This is a genomic window from Serpens gallinarum (assembly GCF_014836765.1).
GTDB lineage: Bacteria > Pseudomonadota > Gammaproteobacteria > Pseudomonadales > Pseudomonadaceae > Serpens > Serpens gallinarum.
Genome location: NZ_JACSQG010000003.1, coordinates 227,397 through 246,038, shown reverse-complemented (window position 1 = coordinate 246,038; position 18,642 = coordinate 227,397). Strand labels below are relative to the sequence as shown.

Sequence of the window (18,642 nt, the reverse complement as noted above, 5' to 3'; positions counted from 1 at the left end):
GTGACGGTCTATCGCAATTGCCGAACAGGTCCTTTTCGGTCGGAACCTAGATAATTTCCAGCCAGACCGGTGCATGATCAGACGGTTTTTCCATGCCGCGCAGTTCATAGTCGATGCCGGCGTCCTTGATCCGCTCCTGTAAGCCCAGCGAGGCGAGGATCAGGTCGATGCGCAGGCCGCGCTTGGGTACGTCTTCAAAACCGCGGCTGCGGTAATCGAACCAGCTGAAGCGATCATCAACCTCTGGATACAAGTGGCGGAAGCTGTCCACCAGACCCCAGCCCTTCAAACGCTCCAGCCACTCGCGCTCTTCAGGCAGAAAGCTGCATTTGCCGGTGCGCAGCCAGCGCTTGGCATTCTCAGCACCGATGCCGATGTCGCAATCCTGGGGGGAAATATTGAAATCGCCCATTACCACCACCGCTTCTTGCGGCTGGAATCGCTCTTCCATCAGACGCTGCAGGTCGGCATAAAACTGCGTTTTGGCTGGAAACTTCACCGGGTGATTGCGGCTTTCGCCCTGTGGGAAGTACCCGTTGAAAACATGGATGGTCTGTCCGTCGGCGGTGGCGAAACGGCCGCCGATCCAGCGCCGCTGGGATTCTTCTCCATCGGTAGGAAAGCCCTTGTAGACCTCCAGCGGCGCCTGACGCGAGAGCAGGGCGACACCGTAATGGCCTTTCTGGCCGTGGTAGTGCACGTGATAGCCCAGTGCTTGTACATCGGCGAGAGGGAACTGCTCATCGGAGACTTTGGTCTCTTGCAGACCGATCACGTCGGGCTGGTGCTTGTCGATCAGGGCCGCCAGCTGATGCGGGCGAGCGCGCAGACCATTGATATTGAACGAAACCAACTTCATTGCGGCAGGTCCTGAGAAAACTGCGATGCTAGGGGTTGTTGATGCTTCATCGCAAGCCGCAGGGCCTGTGCGGTCGCGATGAAGCATCAATAGACCCTGCCATGGCAGTGTCCATGGCGACCGGCTACCGTCCTTTTGCCGACTACCAACCATAACGACAAGGGGGAGACCTCCATGCCCGGAAGCCAGCCCGCCAGACCTGCCAACGTGTGCGCACTTGACCGCGGCTATGGCCCCGAAGCCAGTTCGCTGCTGTATCACGCCTACCGCGATGATCCCACCTTCAGGTACCTGTTCGAAGCCGATCGTCCCGGTTATGACCATCGGCTGCGCGCGACGATTCGCGAATTGATGCGCAAGCACGTCGGTGAACAGCGTCCTGCGCTGGGGCTGATGCTCGATGATCGCCTGATTGGCGTGGCCTTGATTTCACCGCCCCAACGGCGCCTGGAGGTCACTGAAAGCTGGCCCTGGCGGCTGCGCATGCTGCTCACCGCAGGCTTTCGTTCCACCCGACGCTACCTGGACTATCACGAGGCGGTCATGGCTTGTGTGCCGTCGGATGCGTTTCATCTATTGCCGCTGCTTGGTGTGCAGCCCAGCCTGCAAGGGCAGTATTACGGAGAACAAATGCTTGCTGCCGTGCATGACTGGTGTGCCCAGGATGCCCACTCGCGGGGTATCGTCCTGTCCACGGGCAACAACCGTAACCTGGAGTTTTTCCAGCGCCACGGCTATCAGAATATTGGCGAAGTGGCGATTGGGCCGATTCGTGAGCAGGTCTTTTTCCATGCCAATCCTTACGCACTGTCCAGTTCGCAAGGATGAGCCCCAACACCCACATTCGGTTAGAGGGGCGCAATAAACCTCGTGGTAGCATGCGCGGCCATGTCGATTCGTAGAAAAGGCTTCGGCGTGCTGCTGTTTCTGCTGGCAGCGCCGATATTTGCCGATCAATTGCGTGTGCGTGTCACGCCGAATAATGCCGCCCTCAAGGAAAACGTCGAAGGCTATATCGGTGAGCTGGAGGACCTGGACCGCGCCGCGCTGCTACAACGCAGCCGCACCGCCGCCGCTCAGGCCCGTCAGGCTGCCGAGGCCCTCGGTTATTACCAGACGCGGATCACGACCGAAGTGAGTGACAGCGCAACACCCAGGCTGACGGTACGCATTGAACGGGGAGAGCCGGTAACCTTGCGCAACGTCACCGTGCGCATCGAGGGGCCGGCTGCGCAACAACGTACCTTTACCTTGCCGGATCTATCCGAGCTGCGGCCTGGCCAGCAGCTGCACCATGGAAACTATGAAAGCGTCAAAAGCCGCATCGAGAGCCAGGCCGCGCGCTATGGCTATTTTTCCGGCCGCTTCGACCGTCAGCAACTGCAGATCGACCCGGCAGAAGGTTACGCCGACATCGAGCTGATCTACCAGAGCGGCGAGCGTTACCGTTTTGGTGACGTCAGCTTCAGTGGCGATTCGCCCTTCGATGATGAGCTGCTGCGACGCATGGTGCCGTTCGAGCCCGCCACGCCTTACGACAGCGAGCTGATTGCCGAGCTGCACCTGAATTTGCAGTCCAGTGGCTACTTCGAAAGTGTGCGGGTCGACGCCACACCGGCCACGGCGCAGGGCGGCGTGATGCCCATCGATGTGCAATTGACCACGCGCAAGCCGCGCACTTTTGGTGTCGGTCTGGGTTACTCCACCGACGTGGGCCCGCGTGGACGCTTCAACTGGACGCGTCACTGGCGCAATCCTCAGGGACACAGCTACGGGGTGGAAACCGAATTGTCTGCCCCACGGCAAAACATCGGCCTGTGGTATGACATGCCCGGCGATAAACCGCTGACCGACAAGTTGCGCCTGGCCGGCGGTTATCAGTATGAAGAATTGGCCGATACTGACAGCCTGAGCCGCTTGCTGACCGTCGGGCCGGAATGGCACAGCCTGCGCCCGAACGGCTGGCAGCGGGTGATTTCGCTGAAGTGGCAACATGAAGAATACCGCCTGGGCGATGACTCCGGAATCAGTACCCTGTTGATGCCGGGCATCGGTTACTCCTACTTGAACAGTGATAATCGACTCGATCCCAGCCGAGGCTATCGGGTGCAGTTTGAAGTGTCCGCAGCTCAGGAAGGCATACTCTCGGATGCCAGCCTGGTGCACGGCGAAGCGGGGTTGCGGGGCCTCACCACCTTGGCTGACCGCCACCGCCTGCTCGGACGCGTGCAGCTTGGCGGCAGCTGGACCGACGACTACACCACGGTGCCGCCCTCGCTGCGTTTCTTCGCAGGGGGTGACCAGAGCGTACGCGGCTACGACTACCAGAGCCTGTCGCCCACCAACTCCCAGGGCGATCGCGTTGGCGGCCGGTATATGTTTGCCGTCAGCGCCGAGTATCAATATGCGCTGACACCCACCTGGCGGCTGGCAACCTTCGTTGACCAGGGCAACTCCTTCAACTCGCTCGAATTCCCGTCATTGATGACCGGTGTCGGCGTCGGCATTCGCTGGGTATCGCCGGTCGGGCCGTTGCGCCTGGACCTGGCCACGCCTTTGGATGGCGAGAAGGGCGTACGCCTGCACTTTTCCATGGGACCGGAATTGTGAGGGCGGGTTTGAAATGGGGCCTGATAGGCCTGTCGAGTGTTATCGCCTTGTTGGTGCTGGCCTCGGCTGTGTTACTGGGCAGCGAGGCTGGCAGCCGCTGGCTGATGGCGCGCGTACCGGGTCTGAGCGTGCACGGTTTCGAAGGCCGGCTGGCTACCCAGTGGCGCGCCGAAGAATTGACCTGGCAACAGGGTGAGAGCCGCGTTGAGCTGGTGGCGCCGGGCTTTAATTGGTCACCACGCTGCTTGCTGCGCTTGCGTCTGTGTGTAAAGGAGTTATCGGCCGATGAGGTCACCCTCGACTTCCCTCCCGGCGAACCGACCGAAGATACCGGACCGCTGTCGCTGCCAACCCTGCGCCTGCCGCTTGCCATACAAGTGACCAATGCGCGTGTGGGCCGCCTGGTCCTCAACGGCGAAGAACAGCTGCGCGACCTGCAGCTAAACGCCCACTGGACTGAAGTTGGCCTGCGGATCGACAGCCTGCGTGTGCGGCGCGATGAGATGAGTCTGGTTCTGCAGGGACAGCTCGATCCGCAAGGAAACTGGCCACTGACGACATCCGGCACCCTGAAGCTGCCCGCACCCGATGGACGAGAGTGGTCGCTGACGCTGCAAGCCCATGGCGAGCTGCAAAAAAACCTGCAACTGATCGTCAACAGTACGGGCTACCTGCAAGGGCGGCTGGAAGGCGATGTGCAGCCGCTGGTCGAGAGCGTGCCTGCAACGCTGCGTTTACGCGCTGAGGGTTTCAAAGCGAGCGCGGCATTACCTGACACCCTGACGCTCAATCGCCTCAATCTGCAGGCGGAGGGCGATTTGCAGGCCGGCTACCGCATCAACGGTTCGGCGCGCCTGCCCGCGCAGGCAGCGCCAATAGAGCTCAGCCTGGCAGGTCGCGTCACGGCGCAGGGCGCAGACATCCAGGCACTGCGCCTGGATGCCGGCGAGCAGCAACATGTGCAACTCGAAGGCCGGCTGGAATGGCACGAGGGATTCGTTGCCGACGCGACGCTGGACTGGCAGGCATTTCCCTGGTTGCATCTGTATCCCATGGACGAGCCGCCGGTAAACCTGGAACAGATGCATGCACAGGTGCATTACCGCGATGGCAACTACCTGGGCAATTTCGATGCTCGGTTGCAGGGTCCAGCCGGGCCGTTCACCGTGTCCAGCCCGGTCAGCGGCGACCTGAGCCAGGTGCACTTCCCCTCGCTGCAGGTTCAGGCGGGGCAGGGGCGCGCCGAAGGACAATTGAGCCTGGGCTTCGCCGACGCCATCACGTGGAAAACCGCCTTGCAGCTGGAGCAGCTCGATCCGTCTTACTGGGTCGCAGAACTGCCGGGGCAGCTGGGCGGTCCGCTGCGCAGCGAAGGCCGACTGCAGGGAGAGGATCTGCAGCTGCAAGCGAACATCGAATTGCAGGGCCAGCTCCGTGGCCAATCCGCTGCGCTGCTGTTGGATGCCAACGCAGCAGGACCTTCCTGGCAGTTGCCACGTCTGGATCTGCGCCTGGGCGACAACCGCATTCAGGGGCGCGGCGGCCTGAACGGGCAGTTGCAGGGCCAAGTGAATCTGGCGCTGGGCAAGCTCAATCAGCTGTGGCCGGGTTTGCGCGGCAGCGCCAACGGACGCCTGGATCTGGCCGGCACGCGCGAAGCACCGCAAGCCAGGCTGGATCTGCAAGGCCAGCAATTGCGTCTGGATGAGCAGCGTATCGCCAGCCTGGTCCTTAAAGCTCGTCTCGATCAGCAGCAGCAAGCTCACCTCAGCCTGCAGGCGCGGGAGATCCGTTCTGGCGACACCGAGATCGGCGAGCTGACCTTGAACGGCCAAGGCAATCGTCAGGAGCAAGCTGTGGCCCTGCGTCTGGAGGGTGAACAAATTCAGGCTGAACTCAATCTGGCCGGCCAGTTGGAAGGTGATTCTGAGGGCGGCTGGAACTGGCAGGGTCAGCTCAGTGAAGCGCTGCTCGCTGCCGCCGGGCAGCGCTGGCAACTACAGCAAGCCGCACCGATCGAACGCCGCGCCGACGGTCAACTGACGCTCGGCGCCCATTGTTGGCGGTCCGGCGCGGCCAGCCTATGCGGCGAAGAGCAGCGGCTGATGCCGGATCCGCGGATTCGCTACCGCTTGCGTGATTTCCCCCTCAACAGCCTGGCGGCATGGCTGCCGGACGATTTCCAGTGGCAGGGGGAGCTCGATGCCGAGGTGGCGTTGGACCTGCCGGCCAGCGGTCCGAGTGGACGCATTCTGGTTGATGCCGGGCAGGGCCGCCTGCGCCTGCGCGACCCTGAACGCGAACAGGATCAATGGGTGGAGTTTCCCTATCGCCAGTTGCGCCTGGACAGCCAATTGAAGCCCGAACAGGTGGACGTGAACCTGCGTTTCGATGGCGGCCAACTGGGTGAACTGACGCTGCAGGCGCGTATTGACCCGCGTCAGGAGATCAAACCCCTGAGCGGTGATTTCTCCCTGCGCGGGCTAAATCTGGCTGTGGCGCGCCCCTTCGTGCCGCAGGTGGCGCGCCTGGAAGGACAGATTAATGGCAGTGGCCGCCTCGCCGGCAGCCTGCAAGCGCCGTTGGTTGAAGGCGAAGTGCGCTTGACCGACGGCCATATGTCTGGCGGCGAGCTCCCCATGGCCATTGAGGACTTGCAGGTGCAGGCGCGCATCGCGGGCCAGCAGGTGAGCCTGGATGGCAACTGGCGCAGCGGCACTCAAGGGCAGGGCCGTATCGGTGGCAGCGTTGCGTGGCAACCCACCCTGCAGGTGGATGTACGCATTCAGGGCAGCCGCCTGCCAGTGGTAATTGCTCCCTACGCCGAGCTTGAAGTGGCGCCTGACCTGCGCATCGCCATGACGGACGAAGCCTTGTCGCTGAGCGGCAAAGTGGACGTGCCCAGAGGCGCCATCACCATTCGTGAATTGCCGCCGTCGACCGTGAAATTGTCTTCGGATGTGGTGATCGTCGGCGAGGAAGCACCGGAGCAGAAGGCAGCATTACCCCTGCGCATGGATATCGACGTCGTGGTTGGCCAGGAAGAACTAAGCTTTTCGGGTTTCGGGTTAACCGCAGACGTGGCCGGTGGCATTCATATCGGCGACAACCTCGACACTCGTGGCGAGCTCAGTTTGAACCGAGGCCGTTACCGCGCCTATGGTCAGCGCCTGACCATTCGCCGGGCACGCTTGTTGTTTGTCGGTCCCATCGATCAGCCTTTCCTGGATGTCGAAGCCATTCGCCGGGTTGATGACGTGATTGCCGGGTTGAGAATCAGCGGCAGCGCCGCTGCGCCGCGCACGCAGATTTTTTCCGAGCCGGCCATGAGCCAGGAGCAGGCCCTGTCTTATTTGGTTCTCGGGCGACCGCTGGGGGGTGGTGACGACGACACGGGAGACAGCGCCTTGCTTGCTCAGGCAGCTCTGGGGCTGGGATTGGCTGGCAGTGCGGGCATCACCGGCAATATCGCCCGCCAATTGGGCATCAAGGATTTCCTGCTGGAAACTGAAGGCAGCGGTGGCAGCACCAGCGTGGTGGCCAGCGGGCGGATTTCCGATCGCCTGAGCCTGAGCTACGGGGTAGGCGTGTTCGAGCCAGTCAACACCCTGGCGCTGCGCTACCGCTTGAGCCGCCGGGTGTTTTTGGAAGCGGCCAGCGGGCTGGCCAGCTCGCTGGATATCTTCTATCGAAGGGATTTCTGATCCAGGCGGCCAACAATACTCCGGCCCGGCTTCGATCATCCGTGCGGTTACTGCTGTGGAGACCGAATGCGGCTGTTAAGCTCGTCGTCCGGATGTCTACCGGACCTGCTTAAATAGGCAGGTCAGCAATTCCCATCAAGAAGGATATATCCAATGACTCAAGTGACCATGCGTGGCAACCCCATCGAAGTTTCCGGCAACCTCCCGCAGGCTGGCCAGCAGGCGCCGGCGTTCACCCTGGTGGGCCAGGATCTTGCCGACGTCACCCTCGCCAGCTTTGCCGGCAAGCGCAAAGTGCTGAATATCTTCCCGAGCGTTGACACGCCGACCTGCGCCACCAGTGTGCGCAAATTCAACGTTGAAGCCGGCAAGTTGAGCAATACAGTCGTGCTGTGCATCTCCGCCGACCTGCCGTTCGCCCAGAAGCGCTTCTGCGCCGCCGAAGGCCTGGACAATGTGGTCAACCTGTCGACCATGCGTGGCCGCGAGTTCCTGGAAACCTACGGCGTCGCCATTGCCGAAGGTCCGATGACCGGTCTGGCTGCCCGTGCGGTGGTGGTTCTGGACGAGCAGGACAAGGTCCTGCACAGCGAACTGGTCAGCGAAATCGGCCAGGAGCCCAATTACACGTCTGCCCTGGCTGCGCTGTAAGTTCCTGCGGCCTGCGGAGTCTTCCGCAGGCCGCTTTCGCTTTCACCGCACACCGAGGATTGCAAAATGTCGCAGACCGCCTTGTTTATCAGGCACAAGACCCGTCCCGGCAAGCGTGATGAGGTACGGGCTGTATGGATGAAACACATGGCTCCCGCCATTGCAGCCAACGCCGGGCATACTGACTATTTCTACTGCTTCGATGATGCCGATCCGAACTCGATCTGTGCCTTCCAGTGCTATGCCTCGCCGGAAGCAGCAGAGGCGTTTCTGGCTCATCCCAACTATGCCGTTTACCTCGAAGCCGTCGAGCCGCTGCTAGCGGGCGCTCCCGAGGTGAGCCGGCTGACTCCGATGTGGATCAAAGAGCCTGGCTAGCCACTGCGTTCGGAAAGCCAGCGCGACCCGCACCTATTCACCCCAGTAGCAAAATCACTGCGACCCTTTAGCTGTTAGGGGTAAAGGAGCGGTAAATCTCCTTTGCTTGTCTGCCGCTTGTCCTTATCGTGCTGACTCCTTTGTTGATGATTGCCCGTCATGTCCGAGTCGAGTCTGTCTTCCTCTTCACGTTCTTTCCGCCGTTGGTGGTGGGTGCTGGTCCTTGTGGTGGCCGCCGCGTTGGTCTGGTGGTTGTGGCCGAGCAGTGGCAGCAAGGCGCCTGCCGGTCCGGGCGGCCGCTTCGGTTTCAACGGTCCGGTGCCGGTGCGGGTGGCCGAGGTCAGCCGTGGCGATTTTCCTGTCGAGCTCAAGGCGCTGGGCACTGTTACTGCTTACAACACCGCCAATGTGCGTGCCCGCGTCGGGGGTGAACTGGTCAAGGTGTTGTTTGAGGAAGGCCAGAAGGTAGAGGCCGGCGACCTGCTGGCGGTGATCGACCCACGCCCTTACCAGACTGCGCTGCGTCTCGCAGAAGGGCAGTTGCAACAGACTCGCGCGCAATTGAGAAACGCTGAAATCGATCTGTCCCGCTATCAGGGACTGTATGCCGAAGACTCCATTGCCAAGCAGACCCTGGATACCCAGCAGGCACTGGTTGCCCAGTACCAGGGGCAGATCAAGGCCAACCAGGCGGCGGTGGAAGAGGCGCACCTGAATCTGCAATTCACCGAAATCCGCGCACCCATTCCCGGGCGTCTCGGCCTGCGCCAGGTCGATATCGGCAACTTGCTGGCCAGTAATGACAGCACCGTGCTGGTGAGCATTACCCAGACCCAACCTATTGCGGTGAGTTTCACCTTGCCGGAGGGCGACGTGCCGCAAGTGCTTGAGCAATTGCGCAACGGCCGCGAGCTGCAGGTGGAAGCCTGGGATCGCAGCGAGCGCAACCTGCTGACCGAGGGGCAGTTGCACAGTCTGGACAACCAGATCGACACCGCTACCGGCACCCTGCGCCTCAAGGCACGGTTCGAAAATGCCGATCAGCGTCTGTTCCCCAATCAGTTCGTCAATGTCCGCCTGCGCGTCAGCACCCGCGAGCAGGCCTTGCTGATTCCTTCCGCCGCCTTGCAGTACGGCTCGCGCGGCACCTTCGTGTATGTGGTGGGCGAGGGCGACAAGGTACAACTGCGCGATGTGCGAGTCGGACTCAGCGACGGCGCAACCACGCTGGTGGAAAGTGGCGTCGAGCCCGGTGAGCGCCTGGTGCTGGAAGGCACCGACCGCCTGCGCAACGGTTCGGTGGTGGAGGTGATTTCCGACACCCCGGCCCAGGTAACCCATTCCGCAGCACCCAACGCATGAACATCTCGCGGTCCTTCATTCTTCGTCCGGTCGCCACCACGCTGATCATGGTGGCGATCTTCCTCAGCGGGGTGATCGCTTACCGGCTGTTGCCGGTTTCGGCCTTGCCCGAGGTGGATTACCCGACCATCCGCGTCATGACGTTGTATCCGGGCGCCAGCCCCGAGGTGATGACCAGTGCGGTGACCGCCCCGCTGGAGCGCCAGTTCGGGCAGATGCCGGGCCTTTCGCAGATGTCCTCGACCAGTTCCGGTGGCGCCTCGGTGATTACCCTGCGCTTCACGCTGGAGGTGAACCTGGACGTCGCCGAACAGGAGGTCCAGGCGGCGATCAACGCGGCCAGCAACCTGCTGCCCAACGATCTGCCGGCCCCGCCGGTGTACAACAAGGTCAACCCGGCGGATACCCCAGTAATGACGCTGGCGATCAGCTCTCCCAGCATGCCGCTGCCCCAGGTCAATGATCTGGTGGACACGCGCATGGCGCAAAAACTGGCGCAGATCAGCGGCGTCGGCCTGGTCAGCCTGGCCGGCGGGCAGCGCCCGGCGGTGCGTATCCGGGTCAATCCCGAGGCGCTGGCCGCTTACGGCCTGAACCTCTCCGATGTGCGTGCGCTGATCACCAGTTCCAACGTCAACCAGCCCAAGGGCAACTTCGACGGCCCGACGCGGGTGTCCCAATTGGATGCCAACGACCAGCTCAAATCCGTCGAGGAATACCAGCAACTGATCCTCACGTATCAGAATGGCGCCGCCTTGCGCCTCAAGGATGTGGCGACCATTCACGACGGTGCCGAGAACGAGCGCCTGGCTGCCTGGGCCAACCAGAACGCCGCGGTGTTGGTGAACATCCAACGTCAGCCGGGCGCCAACGTCATCGAGGTGGTCGATCGGATTCAGGAGCTGCTGCCGCAAATTACCGCCAGCCTGCCGGCCAATCTCGACGTCATGGTGCTTACCGACCGTACGCAGACCATCCGCGCGGCGGTCAAGGACGTGCAGTTCGAGCTGATGCTCGCCGTCGCGCTGGTGGTGCTGGTGACCTTCCTGTTCCTGCGCAAACTGTCGGCCACGGTGATCCCGTCAATTGCCGTGCCGCTGTCGCTGATCGGCACCTTCGGCTTCATGTACCTGGCCGGCTTCTCGATCAATAACCTGACGCTGATGGCCCTGACCGTGGCCGCAGGTTTCGTGGTCGATGACGCCATCGTCATGCTGGAAAACATCGCCCGTCACCTGGAGGAGGGCGAGACGCCGCTGCAGGCGGCGCTCAAGGGCGCCAAGCAAATCGGCTTTACGCTGATCTCGCTGACCTTCTCGTTGATCGCCGTGCTGATTCCGCTGCTGTTCATGGCCGATGTGGTCGGCCGGTTGTTCCGGGAATTCGCCATCACCCTGGCGGTGGCCATCCTGATTTCCCTGGTGGTGTCGCTGACCCTGACGCCAATGATGTGCGCCCTGTTTCTCAAGCATGAACGCGAGGAAGAGCAAAGCCGCTTCTACCGTGCCAGCGGCGCCTGGATCGATGGGCTGATTGCCCGTTACGACGTTGGCCTGCAGTGGGTTCTGCGTCACCAGCCGCTGACCCTGCTGATCGCCATCGCCACTCTGGGGCTGACCGTGGTGCTGTATGTAATTGTGCCCAAGGGTTTTTTCCCGGTGCAGGACACTGGTGTGATTCAGGGCATTTCCGAGGCGCCGCAAAGCATTTCCTTCCGCGCCATGAGCGAGCGCCAGCAGCGCCTGTCGGCGGTGATCCTTGAGGACCCAGCGGTGGCCAGCCTGTCTTCTTACATCGGTGTCGACGGTGATAACGCCACCTTGAACAGCGGTCGCCTGCTGATCAATCTCAAACCCCATGCCGAGCGCGACGTCACCGCCAGCCAGGTGATCGACCGCTTGCGCTCGGGTCTGGCGCAGATCCCGGGCATCGAGCTGTACCTGCAACCGGTACAGGACCTGACCATTGAAGATCGGGTCAGCCGCACGCAGTTCCAGTTCACGCTGGAGTCACCAGAAGACGAGCTACTGCGGCAATGGACGCCCCGATTGGTGGAGGCGCTGAGTCAGCAGCCGGAGCTGCGCGACGTGGCCAGCGATCTCCAGAACCGGGGCCTGCAGGTGTACCTCAACATCGACCGTGATGCGGCCGCACGCCTTGGAGTGAGCGTCACTGACATCGACAACGCGCTCTATGACGCTTTCGGTCAGCGGCAGATCTCGACCATCTATACCCAGGCCAGCCAGTACCGCGTGGTGCTGGAAACCCAGGCCGCCGATCGTCTCGGTCCGGCAGCGCTACGTCAGGTACATGTGGCCACTGCTGCGGGAGGGCAGGTGCCATTGTCCTCCCTAGCGAGCATCGAGGAGCGCGCCACGCCGCTGTTGGTCAACCATATCGGCCAATTCCCGGCGGTGACTCTGTCCTTCAACCTGGCGCCGGGCGTATCGCTGGGCGAAGCGGTGGACGTCATCGAGCGGATCGAGCAGGAGATTGGCCTGCCCGGTGGCATCGTCAGCCAGTTCCAGGGCGCGGCTGAAGCGTTTCGCGCTTCGCTATCGAGTACCTTGCTGCTGATCATCGCCGCCGTGGCAACCATGTACATCGTGCTCGGCGTACTCTACGAGAGCTATATCCACCCGATCACCATTCTGTCCACGCTACCTTCCGCTGCGGTCGGCGCCTTACTGGCCTTGCTGCTGTCCGGCAACGATCTGAGCCTGATTGCCATCATCGGCATCATCCTGCTGATTGGTATCGTCAAGAAAAACGCCATCATGATGATCGACTTCGCCCTGGAAGCCGAACGCCATCAGGGCATGGACCCGCAGGCGGCTATCCATCAGGCCGCCTTGCTGCGCTTCCGGCCGATCCTGATGACTACCTTGGCGGCCTTGTTTGGCGCTGTGCCGCTGATGCTGGCCACGGGTTCCGGTGCCGAATTACGTCAGCCGCTGGGCCTGGTTCTGGTCGGCGGCCTGTTACTCAGCCAGGTGCTCACATTGTTCACCACGCCGGTGATCTACCTGTACTTCGACCGCCTCAGCCGCCGATTCATGGGGCGCAGTGCGGCAGGGGTGGCGGTGGTATGAACTGCAAGCTTCAAGCTTCAAGCGGCAAGCTAGGGGCGAAAGCCGGATTGTCGCGCGCCTGCACCTCGGTGCTTTTGTCTTGCGGCTTGCCGCTTGCCGCTTGTGGCTGCCGCTCATGAATTTGTCAGCGCCCTTCATCGTCCGCCCGGTTGCCACGCTGTTGCTCAGTGTGGCGATCCTGCTGGTCGGTGCGTTGAGCTTCGGGTTGTTGCCGGTCTCGCCGCTGCCGCAGATGGATTTTCCGGCGATCACTGTGCAGGCCAACCTGCCCGGCGCCAGTCCGCAGATCATGGCCGCCACCGTGGCCACGCCGCTGGAACGCTCGCTGGGCGGCATCGCCGGGATCAGCGAGATGACCAGCCGCAGCAGCCAGGGCAACACGCGCATCACGATCCTTTTCGATCTGGACCGCGACATCGACGCTGCCGCCCGCGAGGTGCAGGCTGCCATCAACGCCTCGCGCAACCTGCTGCCCAGCGGCATGCGCAGCATGCCCACCTACCGCAAGATCAATCCGTCCCAGGCGCCGATCATGGTGCTGTCGCTGACCTCCAATATGCTTGGCAAGGGCGAGCTCTACGATGTCGCTTCATCGATCATCGGTCAGAAGTTGTCCCAGGTGGCCGGCGTGGGCGAGGTGCAGGTGGGCGGCAGCTCGCTGCCCGCGGTGCGCGTCGAATTGCAGCCACGGCTGCTCGACCAGTACGGCGTAGCCCTGGACGAAGTGCGCCAGACCATCAGTGCCGCCAATGCCCAGCGACCCAAGGGTGCGGTTTCGGATGATGACCGGCACTGGCAGGTTCAAGCCAACGATCAGCTCGACAAGGCCGCCGACTACCGCTCGCTGGTGATTCGTTACCAGGACGGCGCCGCCTTGCGGCTGGGCGATGTGGCTCGGGTCAGCGATGGGGTGGAGGATCGCTACAACAGCGGCTTCTACAACGACCAGGAGGCGGTGCTGGTGGTGGTCAATCGCCAGGCCGGCGCCAACATCCTGGAAACCATCGGCGCGATCAACGGGTTGCTGCCAGCGTTGCGCGAGGTCATACCCGCCAGCGTGGAGCTGGAGGTTGCCATGGAGCGCTCCTCGGTGATCCGCGCCACCCTGCACGAAGCTGAACGCACGCTGCTGATTGCCGTGGCGCTGGTGATTTTGGTGGTGTTCGCGTTTCTGGGCCGTTGGCGGGCGGCGCTGATTCCGGCGCTGGCGGTGCCGGTGTCGCTGGTCGGCAGTTTCGCCGCCATGTACCTGCTGGGTTTCTCGCTGAACAACCTGTCGCTGATGGCGTTGATCGTCGCGACGGGACTGGTGGTGGACGATGCTATCGTGGTACTTGAGAATATTTCTCGGCATATCGAGAACGGCGAAAAGCCCCTGACGGCAGCACTCAAGGGCGCGCAGGAGGTGGGTTTCACGCTGCTGGCGATGAACGCTTCGCTAGTGGCGGTCTTCCTGTCCATCCTCTTCATGGGTGGCATCGTTGAGCGACTGTTCCGCGAGTTCTCGATTACCCTGGCCGTGGCTATCCTGATTTCCCTGGTGGTGTCGCTGAGCCTGACGCCGATGCTCTGCGCGCGCTGGCTGAAACCCGCCGAAGCGAACGAGCCCGGCGCTTTGGCGCGCTTTGGCCAACGGCTGCAGGCACGGGTACTGAGTGGTTACGCGCGAAGCCTGGATTGGGCGCTGGCCCATGCCCGACTGATGCTGGTTGGTTTACTGGCGACCATTGCGTTGAACGTTTACCTGTACATCGACGTGCCCAAGACCTTCATGCCGCAGCAGGACACCGGCCAACTGGTCGGCTTTATCCGTGGCGATGATGGCCTGTCGTTCCAGGTCATGCAGCCGAAGATGGAACGCTACCGCCAGGCACTGCTGACCGATCCGGCGGTGGAAAGCGTGGCCGGCTTCATCGGCGGCAGTGGCGGGATCAATAACGCGTTCATGATCGTGCGCCTCAAGCCCATTGCCGAACGGCGCATCGGTGCCCAGCAGGTGGTCGATCGGCTGCGTAACAGCCTGCCGAAGATTCCCGGCGGGCGGATCTTCCTGATGGTCGATCAGGACCTGCAATTCGGCGGCCGTCAGGGCCGCGCCACAGACAACGAATACACCCTGCTGGCTGGCGATCTTGACGATCTGCGCACCTGGCTGCCCAGGGTGCGCGACGCATTGCGGGCGCTGCCGCAGCTCACCGACATCGACGCCAGCGAAGGCGAGGGTGCCCAGCAGATCAGCCTGGTGATCGACCGCGAAATCGCCAAGCGCCTCGGCGTGGACATGGCGATGATCACCGGGGTGCTCAATAACGCCTTCAGCCAGCGGCAGATTTCCACCATCTACGACAGCCTCAACCAGTACAGCGTGGTGATGGAGATCGACCCGCGTTATGCCCAGTACCCCGAGGCGCTGGATCAGGTCCAGCTGATTACTGCCGAGGGCGCACGGGTCCCGCTGTCCATGCTGGCCCGCTGGGAACGCAGCCTGGAAGAGGACCGGGTGCACCACCGCGGGCAGTTTGCCGCGGAAAGCATCGGCTACTCCATCGCGCCGGGCTACAGCGCCGATGAAGCCAACCTGGCGATTCAACAAGCGGTGGCGCGGGTTGGCCTGCCAACCGAGGTGCAAGGCCTGCTGGGTGGTACGGCCGGCGCCATGCAGCAGACCCAGGAGGCTCAGCCGCTGATGATTCTTGGCGCGCTGCTGGTGGTGTATATCGTGCTCGGCGTACTCTACGAGAGCTATATCCATCCGCTGACCATCCTCTCAACGCTGCCCTCGGCCGGTGTTGGTGCCTTGCTGGCCATCCAGTTGACGGGCGGGCAGTTCAGCCTTATCTCGCTGCTCGGATTGTTCCTCTTGATTGGCGTGGTCAAGAAAAACGCCATCTTGATGATCGATCTGGCGCTGGAGCTGGAGCGCACGGAAGGCCTGAGTCCCGAGGACTCGATCCGCCGCGCCTGCCTGCAGCGTTTTCGCCCCATCCTGATGACTACACTGGCCGCGATCCTCGGCGCCTTGCCGCTGCTGCTGGGCATGGCCGAAGGCGCGGAAATGCGCCAGCCACTGGGCCTGGCCATTGTTGGCGGTCTGTTGCTCAGCCAAGTGCTGACCTTGTACAGCACGCCGGTGGTTTATCTGTTCTTTGATCGCCTGCGCCACCGCTTCAACCGTCGGCGGGGTGCGCGCAGTGATGCGGCACTGGAGCGGCTGTTATGAAACTTTCCTTTCGCCGAGCCCCTAAAACTGAATCGGGTGTTATGAACGCATTTGCCCTGAGCCCCTTGTTTGTCATTGTTGCCCTGCTAACAGGCTGCGCCATCGGCCCGGATTATCAGCGTCCCGAAGTGGAAACGCCTGCGCACTTTCGTCAGGCCGAAGGTTGGAAGCCCGCCGCACCCAGCGACGCATTGGAGCGGGGTGCCTGGTGGGAGCTTTATGGCGATCCTCAACTCAATGCGCTGGTATCCCAGCTGAATGTGTCTAACCAGAACCTGGCTGTGGCTGAAGCCCAGTACCGTCAGGCGCGAGCGTTGGTGCGCGGCGCGCGGGCGGCGTTCTTTCCCATCCTGTCCGCCGGGGTTGGCGTGAGCCGCGCGTCCTCTGGCAGCCGCAGCACGCAACTTAGCGATACGCAGCTCAGAGCGGGCCCCGGGGAGGTTTTCGATGCCAACCTCGGGCTGAGCTGGGAGCTGGATGTCTGGGGTCGCCTGCGCCGGGGGCTGGAAGCCAGCCGCGCCAGCGCCGAAGCCAGCCAGGCGGACCTGGCGGCGGCGCAGCTCAGTTTGCAGGCGGAGCTGGTGCAGAACTACCTGCAACTGCGTGTGCTCGATGAGCAGAAGCGGCTACTCGACGCCACGGTCGATGCTTACCAGCGTTCGCTGCGCCTGACCGAAAACCAGTACCGCGCGGGCATCGTGCCCAAATCCGACGTGACCCAGGCGCTGACCCAGCTGAGAAGCACCCAGGCCCAAGCCGTGGACCTGGAGTGGCAGCGCGCCCAGTTGGAGCACGCCATGGCTGTGCTCACCGGTGCGCCACCCGCCGGGTTCGCCATTACTCCCAGCGAACAGATTCCGCCATTGCCGGTGATTCCTCCAGCGCTGCCTTCGCACTTGCTGGAACGACGACCCGACATTGCTTCAGCTGAGCGCGGCGTGATCGCCGCCAATGCGCAGATTGGCGTGGCGAAAGGCGCCTGGTTTCCGGACTTGAGCCTGTCGGCCAGCGGTGGCTATCGCAGCAGCAGTTTCGCCGACTGGATCAGTCTGCCGAATCGGTATTGGTCGCTGGGACCGGCATTGGCGGCACAGATTTTCGATGGAGGCTCGCGGCGTGCCGAGCTTGAGCGCAGCGAAGCGGCCTGGGAACAGACCGTTGCGCAGTATCGGCAAACGGTGCTGGATGCATTTCGTGAGGTGGAAGATGCGCTGGTGCAATTGCGCGTGCTGGAAACCGAGCAAGCATTGCAGCAGCAAGCGATGGAGGCTGCCCGCGAATCCCTGCGTCTGATCGAGAACCAGTACCGCGCCGGTACGGTGGATTTCAACAGTGTGGTCAATGTTCAGGCCAGCGCACTCAACAATGAGCGCAACAACCTGACACTTTTGGGAAGTCGGCTCAGCGCCAGCGTGCGTTTGATTGCTGCGCTGGGAGGTGGTTGGGAGAGTCGCAACCTGGCGCAAGACGAATAGTTCCGCTCCGCCTGCGGGATGAGAATGAATGGGGGCAGTGATGGCTCAGCCCTGCGGCCCGGCTTCCATGCCAGGCTGTGGCTTATTGCGGCTTGCGATTGGCCGCGCGAGCGGCCTTGATGATGTCCGTGCCGATCTGGGTCTCGAAGTGACGCCAGACGGGCTCCATTGCCTCGCGCCAGGCTTGCCGTTCGGCGCTGCTAAGTTGCAGTACCTGGCTGTAGCCGGAATGCTGGATTTTCTGGCGATAGCCGATGTTGAGCTCAGCAGCCTGCTGGTTCACGGCATAGGTCACCTCATCGATGATCCCTTCCAGTTCGACGCGGATGTGATGAGGAATTGAATACCAGAAGCGGGAGTTGCTCACCAGCATGTAGTCCAGCACGCCGTGGTTGGTTTCGATGATGTAGGGCTGCACTTCATGGAATTTCTGGCTGTAGATATTCGACCAGGGATTTTCCGCCCCTTGTACCTGACCGCTCTTGAGGGCGGTATACACGCTGGAAAACGGTAGTTTGGAAGTTTTTGCGCCGAGCTGCTGAAACTGTGCTTCCAATACGGCGGAATGTTGAATGCGGAAATTTAAGTCTCTTGCATCCTGGGGCGTGCGTAACGCACGGATGGCCGAGAGCTGTTTCATGCCGTTGTGCCAATAAGCCAGTCCGACGATATTGTGATCAGCCATTGATTGCAGTAGCTGACGCCCCTTGGCGCGACGTTGAAAACGGTCGACCGCCGCCAGGTCATCGAACAGGAAAGGCAGGTCAAACACCTGCAGTTGCGGTGTATAGGTCTCGAACTTGGCCAACGAAGGGGCGAGCAGCTGCACCCTGTTCTCGCGTAACGCCTCCATTTCGTCAGCATCGCCGTAGAGGCTGGAGTTGGCGTATACCTCGACGCGCACTTGATCGCCGAGACGTTGTTCCACCAGCTCCTTGAACAGTCTCGCGCCTTGACCCTTGGGCGTACTATCGGTCACCACATGGGCGAACTTGATGGTGATGGGCTCGGCTAGCGCGCAGGCGCTGAGCAGTGCTGCTGCTAGGCAAAGACTTATGGAAAGGCCACTTTTATTCATGAGTTCCCTTTTTATAAATAGAACCTTTAGCACGAAGACGTAACCAAAACATTACTGCAAGTCTTGTGCCGGCAATCGTGCACAACACAAGGTGCCGCCCATTCTCGGCTGTTTTACAACAAATGAATGAAGACAGGTGGTTGTAGCCGTGGCTGGCTGCGGGGGCCTGTGAGGTAGGCCGAGATGGTCACACTATGGGTACGATTTCTGAAT

Annotated in this window: 11 protein-coding genes; 9 read left to right on the top strand and 2 right to left on the bottom strand. The window is 62.0% G+C overall.

Annotated elements, in window-relative coordinates; all coding sequences use genetic code 11:
• Nucleotides 1–46 precede the first annotated feature (46 nt).
• Nucleotides 47–859: an exodeoxyribonuclease III gene (xthA, locus tag H9642_RS08635; RefSeq protein ID WP_251836025.1), complete on the bottom strand. Its 813-nt coding sequence runs from the start codon at nucleotides 857–859 to the stop codon at nucleotides 47–49.
• 174 nt (nucleotides 860–1,033) lie between these two features.
• Here xthA and H9642_RS08630 point away from each other — a divergent pair, with 174 nt between their 5' ends.
• The 9 genes from H9642_RS08630 (at nucleotide 1,034) to H9642_RS08590 (ending at nucleotide 17,351) form a co-directional block, all read left to right on the top strand.
• A complete protein-coding gene (locus H9642_RS08630; protein WP_251836024.1) occupies nucleotides 1,034–1,687 on the top strand; it encodes a GNAT family N-acetyltransferase in 654 nt (217 codons plus the stop codon).
• 60 nt (nucleotides 1,688–1,747) lie between these two features.
• A complete protein-coding gene (locus H9642_RS08625; RefSeq protein ID WP_251836023.1) occupies nucleotides 1,748–3,469 on the top strand; it encodes an autotransporter assembly complex protein TamA in 1,722 nt (573 codons plus the stop codon).
• Nucleotides 3,466–7,173, top strand: a complete 3,708-nt coding sequence (locus tag H9642_RS08620; protein WP_251836022.1) for a translocation/assembly module TamB domain-containing protein — start codon at nucleotides 3,466–3,468, stop codon at nucleotides 7,171–7,173. The genes H9642_RS08625 and H9642_RS08620 overlap by 4 nt, the downstream gene beginning before the upstream one ends.
• A 153-nt stretch (nucleotides 7,174–7,326) precedes the next feature.
• A complete protein-coding gene (gene tpx / locus H9642_RS08615; protein WP_251836021.1) occupies nucleotides 7,327–7,824 on the top strand; it encodes a thiol peroxidase in 498 nt (165 codons plus the stop codon).
• Between the two features lie 66 nt (nucleotides 7,825–7,890).
• The gene (locus H9642_RS08610) at nucleotides 7,891–8,202 is read left to right on the top strand and encodes a putative quinol monooxygenase (RefSeq protein ID WP_251836020.1); all 312 of its coding nucleotides are present in this window, start codon (nucleotides 7,891–7,893) and stop codon (nucleotides 8,200–8,202) included.
• A gap of 159 nt (nucleotides 8,203–8,361) precedes the next feature.
• A complete protein-coding gene (locus H9642_RS08605) occupies nucleotides 8,362–9,564 on the top strand; it encodes an MdtA/MuxA family multidrug efflux RND transporter periplasmic adaptor subunit (protein WP_251836019.1) in 1,203 nt (400 codons plus the stop codon).
• Entirely contained in the window at nucleotides 9,561–12,656 is a 3,096-nt protein-coding gene (locus tag H9642_RS08600; protein WP_251836018.1) for an MdtB/MuxB family multidrug efflux RND transporter permease subunit, read from the top strand. The genes H9642_RS08605 and H9642_RS08600 overlap by 4 nt, the downstream gene beginning before the upstream one ends.
• Before the next feature lie 115 nt (nucleotides 12,657–12,771).
• A complete protein-coding gene (locus H9642_RS08595) occupies nucleotides 12,772–15,876 on the top strand; it encodes an efflux RND transporter permease subunit (RefSeq protein ID WP_251836017.1) in 3,105 nt (1,034 codons plus the stop codon).
• Between the two features lie 41 nt (nucleotides 15,877–15,917).
• Nucleotides 15,918–17,351 (top strand): efflux transporter outer membrane subunit, encoded by a 1,434-nt coding sequence (locus H9642_RS08590; RefSeq protein WP_251836016.1) that lies wholly within the window; start codon nucleotides 15,918–15,920, stop codon nucleotides 17,349–17,351.
• Nucleotides 17,352–17,433: 82 nt separating this feature from the next.
• Here H9642_RS08590 and H9642_RS08585 read toward each other — a convergent pair whose 3' ends face one another.
• Entirely contained in the window at nucleotides 17,434–18,429 is a 996-nt protein-coding gene (locus H9642_RS08585) for a TRAP transporter substrate-binding protein (protein WP_251836015.1), read from the bottom strand.
• Between the last annotated feature and the right edge of the window lie 213 nt (nucleotides 18,430–18,642).

Bases quoted from the DNA above. Each gene is read 5' to 3' on its own strand.
- xthA (WP_251836025.1), bottom strand. From the start codon at position 859: ATGAAGTTGGTTTCGTTCAATATCAATGGTCTGCGCGCTCGCCCGCAT.
- H9642_RS08600 (WP_251836018.1), top strand. From the start codon at position 9,561: ATGAACATCTCGCGGTCCTTCATTCTTCGTCCGGTCGCCACCACGCTG.
- H9642_RS08595 (WP_251836017.1), top strand. From the start codon at position 12,772: ATGAATTTGTCAGCGCCCTTCATCGTCCGCCCGGTTGCCACGCTGTTG.
- H9642_RS08610 (WP_251836020.1), top strand. From the start codon at position 7,891: ATGTCGCAGACCGCCTTGTTTATCAGGCACAAGACCCGTCCCGGCAAG.
- H9642_RS08590 (WP_251836016.1), top strand. From the start codon at position 15,918: ATGAACGCATTTGCCCTGAGCCCCTTGTTTGTCATTGTTGCCCTGCTA.
- H9642_RS08630 (WP_251836024.1), top strand. From the start codon at position 1,034: ATGCCCGGAAGCCAGCCCGCCAGACCTGCCAACGTGTGCGCACTTGAC.
- H9642_RS08585 (WP_251836015.1), bottom strand. From the start codon at position 18,429: ATGAATAAAAGTGGCCTTTCCATAAGTCTTTGCCTAGCAGCAGCACTG.
- tpx (WP_251836021.1), top strand. From the start codon at position 7,327: ATGACTCAAGTGACCATGCGTGGCAACCCCATCGAAGTTTCCGGCAAC.
- H9642_RS08625 (WP_251836023.1), top strand. From the start codon at position 1,748: ATGTCGATTCGTAGAAAAGGCTTCGGCGTGCTGCTGTTTCTGCTGGCA.
- H9642_RS08605 (WP_251836019.1), top strand. From the start codon at position 8,362: ATGTCCGAGTCGAGTCTGTCTTCCTCTTCACGTTCTTTCCGCCGTTGG.